This is a genomic window from Paenibacillus alginolyticus DSM 5050 = NBRC 15375, assembly GCF_000422905.1.
GTDB classification, from domain to species: domain Bacteria; phylum Bacillota; class Bacilli; order Paenibacillales; family NBRC-103111; genus Paenibacillus_E; species Paenibacillus_E alginolyticus.
Map to the genome: position 1 here is coordinate 1 of NZ_AUGY01000158.1, position 9,838 is coordinate 9,838.

Genomic DNA, 9,838 nt, shown 5'->3' on the forward strand with positions numbered 1-9,838 from the left:
CCCCATCACGTACGAGGATGTTTGCAGAAGTTTGGAGAATAAATATCGATAACACCATAAATAAAAGATGATTGCCGAATCAACGGATTAAACTCTTGCCGTTGGTTAGGCGGTCATTTCAGTGAACACAGGCAGGGTCGCAACACCACTGTGGTTATTGTAAGGATTGAAACAACAAAGGTTTACGCTGAAAGGAACAAACCGCCAATTTGTAAAGATGGTGATTACCCGATAATGTTCAATATAGAATTAAAAGACTAATGAGCTTATGAAGAAGAAAATTATCGCAATCGGCACGAAGTGATATCAAAGCAAAAGACATTTATAACTTTATTGTCTCTTGATACGATAAGAATGCTATTTTGATATTAATATATATAATCCTGAAAATACGAAGCATGGATATATCAATTTTAAGGTTGGAAATGGAAAAAGCAGATTATTTTATTGCGTGAACTAGGAAAACATTCGATAACTGAGTTTAACGGTGTACAATATGTTTGTTTGTTGATGTCAAGTGACTCGGGAGATTCGGCAAAAATCTTGACTGAAATTGTTATGCAGCTTGGTGGTTATGTCGATGAAAATAGTAATAATTCTGACATTAATCATGTTCCCTCGGATCAACCTCACGGATTTTCCTTATATTGGAGGATAACAATAAAGGATTGTAGAATTATTATTATCGATCAGCGGACACCAAACGACAGATGGTAAAAAACTTGATTTGAGGGGGAAGGGGTTTCTGTTGCCAGATTTAATGTGGAGCTCATCAAACTCATAACAAGTGAGGAATATGCTGCTTTTTACTGATGGGGAACAACCTAAAATGTATCTAGTACCTGCGGTAGCTTGGAATAAAGAGACTGATTTACTGAAGGATAAAGACTATGTAAATCTAAAAAGCAAACCAGAGTGGGGAATAAATATTTCTAAGAAAAACATGACATTACTTGAGCAATTTAATTTCCCTAATATCATAAGTGGAATTTAAGTTTCAATGGGGAATCCCTCTGGTTTTCCGCTTCAAAAAGGTCGCAGTGCAGCGGGCGCAAGTGTTAGCACCACTAATATGTCGATAATATTAAAACTCCAGAGAATCCATTTCACATGGCTAAGTCGGCTACCCGTGATATATTTAAAATGTAATCTTGTGGGTGTGTATTATGTTTAGACATATTTTGCGATAATGCGAGGGGGAATAAAGCGTGAATTATGAGCAGGCGAGCAAAGTGTTTATAGCAGGAGATACGATTTCTGTTATTAAATACCTAAATGGTGTGCGTAATGATTCAAGTGAAGGAAGGATCACCAATATTGACTGTGGCCGAGATTATTTACTGATCCATTTAGATTTGACCCGCGGAGAAATAAACCAGGTCCTATTCAAACACGTTGACAAAATTTCGGTTGCCGAAGACCGGCTGTACATAAAACAAGATAATATGTGGAGTTATGCTATAACCCAAGTTATTGAGGAGAAAAAATGAGATTAGGAAATACGAAATACGAAATCTACCGATAAATACCATTAGTTAAATCCTCTTCTGCTGCTCATACCGTATTTGAAAGCAGATGCGGTCAAATGTTTTGTCCGGATGTTGTAATTGATTTTGATAGAAAGAAAATGGGAGAGCTATTCAAGAGAAAGCTCTGCGGGCATTGTGCCAAGCAATATTACAGATAACGCTTATTTTTTGCGTATTTTAACTGTTACAAATAGAAATTAGTAGAATTTTCATCCTTGATGTTATGAAATTGACGTTGAATATACGAAAATTATCGCCACCTATTTTGTAAAAAAGCTCCTGTGCAATTTTCTCTTCCTCTGAAGATCTCGGATTACTTACTCGGAGATTTAGAGTATTTGATCTTAGAATTATGTTCTGGTTTATGTGTAAGAATAGTTGAATTTCATAAGAGACTGGGGTTTGTTTTATAATTTTATCTATTAACGGACAAAAGTATTGTTAGCGATAGTGTTGTACCAGCGTGTATATATGATCCTGATGCTTAAAAACTTATTGGTGATCGGTAGAGCTGCTGACGAGCAGCTTTTTAAATATCTACATACTTTAGCGCGTTAACGCGATATCGGTTGCTTTCAGGAATTCAAATTGCTGTAATTGGCGGAGATGCCCGTCAATTGGAAGTGATTCAAAAATTGTTGGAATTGGATGCGGCTGCGATATTAATTGGATTCGATAAGCTGCAAGATCAATTCAGGTGCAATAAGAGTAAATTTAGAACGGCACATACTTGAAAACATGCGGTCATTTTGCCAGCAATAGGAGGAGATGAAACGGGAATAATTCAATCCGTTTTTTCCATGCAGGAGATTCAAATAACCGACGAACATATTAATTGCATTCCGAAGCATGCAAAAATAACACGGGAATGGCGAATTCCTATTTAAAAAAGCTTTGTTCTAGAAATCAAATTGAGATTGTTGAATTATTTGCACGCGATAATGTGAGCATTTATAATTCAATACCACGCTGAAGGTGCGGTTATGATGGCTATTCAACATACGGATATAACAATTCACGGTTCACAATGTCTGGTGTTGGGGTTTGGCAGAACAGGATTTAACTAATTTCAAACAACGGGCAGCATTCCTATTATGTAGAAATACGAGGTTTGAAAAACAAAAAGACTCCTTGGTATGATGTTTATGGGTCCCAGATGCTGGCCAGCAACGGATCCAAAAACAAAACCAAGGAGACTACAACATGCATTCTACTCAAAATGAAAGAATTAATCAAATCACTTCTTCTACTTTAATTATCGGTGTCGACATCGCAAAATTTAAACATGTGGCTCGTGCCCAAGACTTCCGCGGAGTCGAGCTTGGAAAGCCCATCACGTTTGAGAACAATCGAGAAGGCTTTGAGTTGTTCATGACCTGGTTCCAGAACATTTCAATGGAGCAAGGGTTCCAGGACGCTATCGTTGGTATGGAACCAACAGGTGACTACTGGCTGATCCTTGCTCATTTTCTAAAAGAAAAACAAGTGAAATACGGTGTAGTCAATCCACTGCACGTGAAAAAAAGTAAAGAACTAGATGACAATTCTCCAACAAAGAATGACATTAAAGATGCGAAAGTGATCGCACAGCTGGTCAAAGACGGGAGATACGCCGTACCGAGTCTTCTCAAAGGTATTTATGCCGAATTGCGGGAAGCGATGAAAATTCGTGAACACCTAACAACTGACCTATGTGTTGTGCAAGCACGTGTCCATAACTGGTTAGATCGGTATTTCCCAGAGTTTCTAACGGTCTTCAAAGATTGGGAGTGCAAATCTGCCATCCAAATGCTAAGCCTTTATCTAATGCCGCACGAGCTTGTTAACGTTCCGGATAAAACCTTACTACAGCACTTGAGAGAAGCTGCAAAGCGCGGGCTTGGTCTAGGTAGAATCATGAGTCTGAAGGCAGCAGCAAGCTGTTCTGTAGGCATAAGAGAAGGTTCGGAGTTAGCTAAAATGGAGTTAAAGTTACTGCTGAGCCAGTACGAATGGTTTCAAAATAAGCTTGAAGAACTGGGGACAAAGTTGGATGAACTGCTCATGCAGATCCCACATGTGCAACTATTATTGGCCATAAAAGGAATCGGTAGGGACACCATTGCAGGTTTTCTAGCTGAGGTAGGCGACATTACTCAGTATCGTCATCCCAAGCAGATCACGAAGCTCGCTGGGTTGAACTTAAAAACAAACTCATCAGGTACACACACTGGACAGACGAAGATAACGAAGCGAGGCCGAAAGCGCCTTCGTGCTTTGCTTTTTCGTGTGATGATGCCGTTAGTCGCTAAAAACGCAGCCTTTCGGGCTTTGCATGAGTATTACACCAAACGACAGGTGAATCCGCTCAAGAAGATGCAGTCTCTCATTGCGTTGTGTAATAAGCTTATACGTGTCTTTTTCGGCATATTAACAAAAGGTTACGAATTCAGTGAAGAAAAGATGATGCATGATATCCCTCGATTTACAGAGTTACCGCAAGCAGCTTAAATAACGAACGATACTCAGTGTTGATGATCTAAGCAAAGGAAAAGATAACAAGAAGCACGGATGAGTCGGAAAGGCACTATCCTTACGGACGAAGATCCTGTCGGGCAGCATATCTGACCTCCACCTCATGGACAGGTTGAATGAAGGAATGTGGGAGCGTAGACTCTGCGAGATGTGGGAGGGTTGACCCCATGAGCTTATGTGGAGATCCAAAGGTGCGACCATACTTTACCACACCATCCATTTTTTAAATTGGTTGGCTTAGGTAGAGGGCCTTTTGCCCCTCAGCATATCCATAAATTTCTTCCTCTACAACTTCATACCATTGAAATGTTATCTGTTAAAAAGTATTGATGGTCAAAAACTGAGAAAACGAGAGTATTTAAGAGCAAAGCGTTTCTCCATAGAGGGAGTGATTATTGATATTGCTTCCAAACCGGGCGGAACCAACTTCCGTTTTGCGGAGAAAAGGGGCATTAAAGCATTCTTGCTCCCAGTTTACCCGGTATGGTAGCGCCGAAAACGGCAGGACAAATTATTGCAAATGCGCTTACTCACTTACTTATGAGGATCAGTCACGTTCGAGCTTGTACCTTAAATAGTAAAAGCACCCAGAATTTTATGAAATCATGATCAAAAATACCCCCGCGATATTCGTGTGGGATAAATGTTTTCTAAGCTTTTATGTATTGTAATTATTTAATACATGTCTGTTTGGAACAAAATTGTTTCATACCATCCCATCTCCCCCAGGATACAACCTTTACATTTTTTCGGTTGTTTAATTGTGCTTTCATTTTTTGGAATTGATAATCTTTCCAATTTTATTAATCTCCTCTCGAAAATAATCATCAAGAAATAATATCTCCGTAAAATGTAAAGATATTCAAATAAGAAGATTATATTGAATTTAATGCCAACCGGATAACCACGTAACAGAATGTACATCTTATTTGATGATATTACAAAGGAGGGGTTCATTTTGATGTGAATTCTTGGGCTGTACATATTGAATACAGTTTTTATGTTACTCTTAGCGGTACGCGAGGTACGCCGTCCGGAAAAGGCTTTGAATTGGCTGACCATAAGCCTAATTTTGCCTATAATTGGTTTCGGATTCTATCTCATCACTCCTAATCCAGTACGCATTCATCGTAGCAGACTGACTTCTCCGCGTTAGATGCTGATGCTTTTCCTGATTCATTCAGCCGCTCTGCCCGACTTGCAGACTGTTTTCAATGCACATAGGAATATCGCTTCACCGAAAGAACTAAGATAAAGACTAAAACAGATGATGTGCGAAAATCCATTCAGGTTCCAAGGCATGAATCGCAGAACATCTCTCCATCCGACGACGCTGCTCTTTTCGGTTTGTCGGCAGAATGGAGTACTGAGTTCAGCTCTATAGATGGCGCTAGCGTTGACAATGTCTCGAGCATAACGGAGTTGCAGCAAGTGTACGTTCAGACGTTGGAAGGCAATCCCAGACTCCCTGAATGCGAAATCTTGTACAGTGCCGACGTGGCGCGGGAACTTGCTCAACGAAGTGTTAACATTAAAACGGATATAGGTGACTCAATGTTGTGGTTGCAAAAAATTTGGAAACGGAAAGAACATCAACAAGAAGAGATATCACCTTTAAGTGTTGAAAGCGTAGCTTTGAGCAAGGATCTTAAGACAAATGAACAAGTCTTACATAGAATTTTCGAGGACTGTTCAGATGTTGTATTTCATCCCATTCAAATCAATGGGCAAACGAGATTACTCTTAGTTTATATCGATGGATTAAGCGATACGAAAACTTTGCAAGAAATAATGATAAAACCATTTTTATTCGAAGGTGTTACCGAAGGAATCGGAAACGCAGGAAACCTTCATCAAGTAATAAAAGATCAATTAATTGCTATTCCACAAACAAAAATAGTTTCGACTGTACAAGAAGTTGTTGAGAATATAGTAAAGAGTAACATTGCCGTTCTTTCGGAATCAGAAAATGTTGCGATTATTGCCGAGATGAAGGCATGGACGACAAGGGGCGTTGAAGAAACGCAATCGGAATCATCCGTTCGTGGTCCGCGGGAAGGTTTCACGGAAACTTTACGAACCAACACTAGTCTGATTCGCAGAAAAATTCGAAACCCTCATTTGAAAATGGAACTCGTTACTTTAGGAAGTGTGACGAATACCGATGTTATCGTCTCTTATATTAAAGGTACTGTAAACGAGGCCGTATTGAAGGAGGTCCGTACAAGAATTCATCGAATTCAAATCGATGGCATTTTGGAGTCAGGATATATTGAAGAATTAATTGAAGATGAACCGTTTTCACCATTTCCAACCATTCAAAATACAGAGCGTCCGGATGTCGTTGCTTCCGCCTTGCTGGAAGGACGCATTGCTATTTTGGTGGATGGAACACCTTTTGCTTTAGTTGTTCCACTGACCTTTTGGACGGCGATGCAAGCTGCAGAAGACTTCTATGAACGTTTTCTATTTACAACAGCCATTCGTTTTATGCGCTTCATTTTTTTAATGATTTCGCTGTTTTTCCCTTCTGTATATGTTGCGATTACAACGTTTCATCCTCAAATGATTCCGACGAATTTACTTTTAAGTTTCGCAGCCGCAAGAGAGCCGAGCCCTTTTCCGGCGGTCGTCGAAGCTTTCAGCATGGAGTTTATGTTTGAGGGCTTGAGAGAAGCCGGGGTTCGCTTACCAAAGGCAGTGGGTTCTGCCGTTAGCATCGTTGGGGCCCTTGTCATCGGAGAAGCTGCAGTTCAGGCTGGAATCATATCTGCTCCCATTGTCATTGTCGTTGCTACAACTGGAATTGCCTCTTTTGCAATTCCACGCTATAGTTTTGGCATTGCCTTTCGCCTGATTCGATTTCCCATGCTAGTTCTTGCCGGAACCTTTGGGTTTTACGGAATTGCGATCGGACTAATCGCGGTTATGGTTCATCTTGTCAGTCTGCGGTCTTTCGGAGTTCCCTATCTTTCACCGGTTGCCCCTATGGTTCGTGGAAATGCAAAAAACGTTCTTCTGCGTCCGCCATGGTGGGACATGACCATGCTTCCTGAGCTTATCACCGGAAAGGTTTCAAAACGTATGCCTAAAGGACAAAAACCGGAACCGCCGAAGGAAACGGGGGGAAACCATTGAGAAAAAGAAGCTTCGTTCCATTACTCTTTTCTATCGTTCCCCTCTTTTTGACCGGATGTTGGGATCGTACCGAGTTGAATGATGTAGCGTTTAAAATAGGCCTCGCCATGGATTTAACAGAGGATGGTCTCTACGAGGCAAGTGCCCAATTCGCTGTTCCATCGCAACTGGGTGGTTCAAAAGGATCGCCTGGAGGAAGTGAAGGAGAAGCATATTTCGTTGAAAAGGGGATCGGGAAAGACACTCGTGAAGCGATCCAAAACATGCAAACGCGTATTTCTCGGAGAGTTCACGCCGGACAACGTCGTGCCATCTTTATTGGAGAGAGCCTAGCCCGAAAAAAAGGGATTGCGACGGTCATCGATACCAATGCGCGAGATCCACAAACTAGACTACGAACAGATATTTTCCTTGTGAAAGGTGGTCAAGCCAAAGACATTTTAGATATATCCTATCCATTCGAACGTGTACCAGTGCTTGCCACTGTAAAAATGCACCGGATGGTAGGCGGTTCAAGAACGACCGAATACCGGGATTTTCTCATGAGAGAATTTGACGATGTAAGCTTTCCGACGATGCCCGTCCTTCAAATTAACCGTGATGAAGATGGGCGAAAAAAACAATTTCGTGTGGAAGGTAGAGCCATCTTCGATAAAGATCTGAAGTTGATTGGATTCCTTAATGCTGAACAGTCGAGGTATCATCTATGGATCATCGGGCCGATCAACCGTCAGGTTATCACCATTTCAAACCCTGATGGGGGAGGTAATCTTAGTCTAAATCTAACAAAAATGGGCCGAAAAATTGATCCTGTCATTCAGGGGAACAAAGTCAAGATTTATATCACGCTCACAGGAAAAGGGGAAATTCTCGAAAATGGAACAAATGTCGAGCTCTACAAATCAGAAAATCTGAAAAAAATCGAAGCAGCGTTAAACCAAGATGTAGAAAAAAAAGGCCTTAGTACGATTGGGATGGTACAAAAGCAGTTTGGTACCGACATTTTCGATTTCGGGAGAGCGATACATCGAAAATATCCTTATCAATGGAGGACCCTAAGAAATGATTGGCACCATGTTTTTGCTGATACGGAAGTTATCGTTAGGTCAAAATTGAATGTTCAAAGGATTGGACGCACAGGAGGATTTCTAGAATTGAATGTAGGTGATAACGAAAAATGAAAGCGAAAATATCGATTTGGCAATTGTTTTGGCTCGTTTTTTCATTCCAAATCGGTTTAACCCTTCTCATGGTCATTAGGCCAGCCATACAAATTGCTAAACAAGATATTTGGATTTCGGTCATGATCGCAGGGATTGGGGTTATCTTTATCGCCATTATCTCAGTAAAAGTTAGCATGCTGTATCCTGATCAAACCCTCATTCAGTTCAGTCAGACGATCCTGGGAAAGTGGTTCGGAAAAATCATTGTGATTCCTTATTTTATCATGTGGTTTTTCGCTACGGGTATGATTTTGCGCCAGTTTTCAGACTTTGTTCACATTGCTATGTTTGAGCGTACTCCACTATGGGCTTTGATCTTACCATTTGTACTTTTAGGAGCCTACACGACGAAAAAAGGCGGGATCGAAGTGGTAGCTAGGTGCTGTGAGATCATCGGACCGATCGTAGCCATTAGCTTCCTAACTCTAGTGATCTTTAACTGGGGAAATATGGATCTTAAAAACATTTTTCCCATTTACGCTGATTCAGGGGGCTTAACTATCGTCAAAGGAAGCATACCTATTTTGTCCTTTTTGGGGGAAGCTGTGTTGATCATGATGACGGTTCCGTTCATCGCAAAACCCCAGAAAACGTTGTTCGGAATTTTAGCGGGAGGGGGCTTAACCGTTCTCTTCGTTCTCATTTCATCCGTTGTAGTGATTTCAACATTTGGGCCTGAGCTATCTTCTAAAATGTTGTTTCCTCCATACGAAATCGTTCGGTTTATTTCCACCATGGAGTTTATCCAGAACATGGATGTAGCGGTAGTTATGATTTGGTTTTTTACGTACTTCGTGAAAATGGTGACGTATTTTTTCTTCACCTCTTACGCTACAGCACAATGGTTAGAACTGAAAGAATGGAAGAAAACGATATGGGTTGTCGCTGCGATTGTTTTTATGATCGCATTATGGCCAAAGAACTTTGACTATATCACAACCGACTTTATGATGTATTGGGAGAAATACGTTTTGCCCATCAATATGATAGCGATTCCCTTGTTACTATTGATAGTCGGAATTATCCGTAAAAAGACAAAACGGTAAAGCAATCGAGTTCTTGAACGAGAATGCGCATAAACGGCGTGGGCGAAGCTCTATACTCCTTACTGTTTAGTCCCTTACATACAAAAGCGGTTTTCGTATCCTTCATATAACCTATCAAAATATAAGTCTGGTGCCTAACTGGTCTGAGTGTAGTAAATTCCCTAAATTGTTTTGAAAATGGCCCAAAAGATCCCGTGGGTCTACTATCGCCGGTAAAGGTTGAAATCATGTTAACGATTGGAGCCCAGCTCGTTAAGTTACGGCACAGTCGGTCACTTACACAATATCAGCTCTCGGACAAGACAGGATTAACCAGAGCTGCGATATCACACTACGAGAAAAATCGCAGAGAGCCGGACATTAACACATTGATATTGTTAGCTGATTT

Annotated in this window: 9 protein-coding genes and 1 pseudogene; all 10 read left to right on the forward strand. The window is 40.8% G+C overall.

Annotation, left to right across the window (positions count from 1 at the left end):
• Nucleotides 1–829 precede the first annotated feature (829 nt).
• Nucleotides 830–994 (forward strand): hypothetical protein, encoded by a 165-nt coding sequence (locus G519_RS46350; protein WP_154669657.1) that lies wholly within the window; start codon nucleotides 830–832, stop codon nucleotides 992–994.
• 214 nt (nucleotides 995–1,208) lie between these two features.
• Complete coding sequence (locus tag G519_RS0136365; RefSeq protein ID WP_029198764.1) at nucleotides 1,209–1,490, forward strand: hypothetical protein; 282 nt, start codon at nucleotides 1,209–1,211, stop codon at nucleotides 1,488–1,490.
• Nucleotides 1,491–2,098: 608 nt separating this feature from the next.
• Nucleotides 2,099–2,263, forward strand: a complete 165-nt coding sequence (locus G519_RS52715; protein WP_268633515.1) for a dipicolinate synthase subunit DpsA — start codon at nucleotides 2,099–2,101, stop codon at nucleotides 2,261–2,263.
• 469 nt (nucleotides 2,264–2,732) lie between these two features.
• Nucleotides 2,733–4,019 carry an IS110 family RNA-guided transposase gene (locus tag G519_RS0136375; RefSeq protein WP_029198765.1) on the forward strand — a complete coding sequence of 429 codons (1,287 nt, stop codon included), beginning with the start codon at nucleotides 2,733–2,735 and terminating at the stop codon, nucleotides 4,017–4,019.
• A 412-nt stretch (nucleotides 4,020–4,431) separates the two neighbouring features.
• Nucleotides 4,432–4,652 (forward strand): annotated as a pseudogene (locus G519_RS50890) (hypothetical protein); the annotation flags it as partial.
• A gap of 391 nt (nucleotides 4,653–5,043) precedes the next feature.
• A complete protein-coding gene (locus G519_RS53820; RefSeq protein WP_084160514.1) occupies nucleotides 5,044–5,199 on the forward strand; it encodes a PLDc N-terminal domain-containing protein in 156 nt (51 codons plus the stop codon).
• Between the two features lie 398 nt (nucleotides 5,200–5,597).
• On the forward strand, nucleotides 5,598–7,181 hold the full coding sequence (locus tag G519_RS0136390; RefSeq protein ID WP_029198767.1) for a spore germination protein: 1,584 nt from the start codon (nucleotides 5,598–5,600) through the stop codon (nucleotides 7,179–7,181).
• On the forward strand, nucleotides 7,178–8,362 hold the full coding sequence (locus tag G519_RS0136395; RefSeq protein ID WP_029198768.1) for a Ger(x)C family spore germination protein: 1,185 nt from the start codon (nucleotides 7,178–7,180) through the stop codon (nucleotides 8,360–8,362). The genes G519_RS0136390 and G519_RS0136395 overlap by 4 nt, the downstream gene beginning before the upstream one ends.
• Nucleotides 8,359–9,450, forward strand: a complete 1,092-nt coding sequence (locus G519_RS0136400) for a GerAB/ArcD/ProY family transporter (RefSeq protein ID WP_036635241.1) — start codon at nucleotides 8,359–8,361, stop codon at nucleotides 9,448–9,450. Before G519_RS0136395 ends, G519_RS0136400 begins: the two co-directional genes overlap by 4 nt.
• Nucleotides 9,451–9,677: 227 nt before the next feature.
• On the forward strand, nucleotides 9,678–9,838 hold a 161-nt coding region (locus tag G519_RS49610), incomplete at its 3' end, for a helix-turn-helix domain-containing protein (protein ID WP_154669658.1).